Raw genomic sequence first — 810 nt, forward strand, 5'->3', positions numbered from 1 at the left:
AAGCGGTTTCTTTTTGGTTGGCATACATGCACCTCTTACTCATGTTATGCCCGAACACAAAATTTCTGACACCCTCCTACATAGCGGTGCATTTAGGGGGGGCCATAATAAAACCGATCAAAAACGCAAGAAAAGTTGCCACCAATGTAGATGTTTTCGACGATGTTTATAAACAAAAATCGCGCCTAAACATAATCGCCCACGGTGGCCCCCCCATTGATGGCGACAAGCCCTTCATTCTTTGGGACGAAAAAATCATCCCACCGAATGTTGTGCATGAACGCCTCATTCAGAACGGTGTGAATTTCGACGCATATGACAGCATAAGGTTGCTTGCCTGCCATTCCGCTGATACAGATCACTCCTTCGCTGCAACCTTTGCGAATTTGACTAAGAAACCTGTCAAGGCGTTTTCAGGCCCTGTCTCAACTGAGCTTCTTCCTTCATCAAGAAAGCCAGTACCTATAGGTGAACTAGACACCGAAGCAAAAAAAATGCTGCTTTATAAAAACCGGGGGGTTTTCGGGAGAATTCTAAAAACCTACTATCCAAAGACACTTCAGCCCCAACAAAACTCAATAAGAATGCCTTGATGGAACTGGGCCAGTTACCCATCGCTCCCCCAAACGCCGCCCAAACTCTGCAACAACGAACTACCCACGCCCTGCTGCCCCAGGAACTGCAAAATAATCGGCGCAAACCGGCTAATCATCCCACCGTCCATGCCCAAGGCACCCCCCGGTGTCAGGATAGTTGTCGCCTCTCCAGATTCACCTGAAAACAATCCCTGGGGGCGGAAAGAGAGTCGAT

At 48.3% G+C, this 810-nt stretch carries 1 protein-coding gene and 1 pseudogene; one reads left to right on the top strand and one right to left on the bottom strand.

Going from position 1 to position 810, the window contains the following annotated elements; all coding sequences use genetic code 11:
* Positions 1–593, top strand: a pseudogene (locus tag N4Q37_RS27645) (hypothetical protein); the annotation flags it as partial.
* 14 nt (positions 594–607) lie between these two features.
* On the opposite strand, the gene N4Q37_RS27650 reads toward N4Q37_RS27645, so the two are convergent.
* Positions 608–810, bottom strand: a 203-nt coding sequence (locus tag N4Q37_RS27650) for a DUF2780 domain-containing protein (RefSeq protein ID WP_260963366.1), incomplete at its 5' end; no start/stop codon positions are given.

Origin of the sequence: Pseudomonas citri (genome assembly GCF_025336485.1) — a bacterium.
In the GTDB taxonomy this organism is placed as follows: domain Bacteria; phylum Pseudomonadota; class Gammaproteobacteria; order Pseudomonadales; family Pseudomonadaceae; genus Aquipseudomonas; species Aquipseudomonas citri.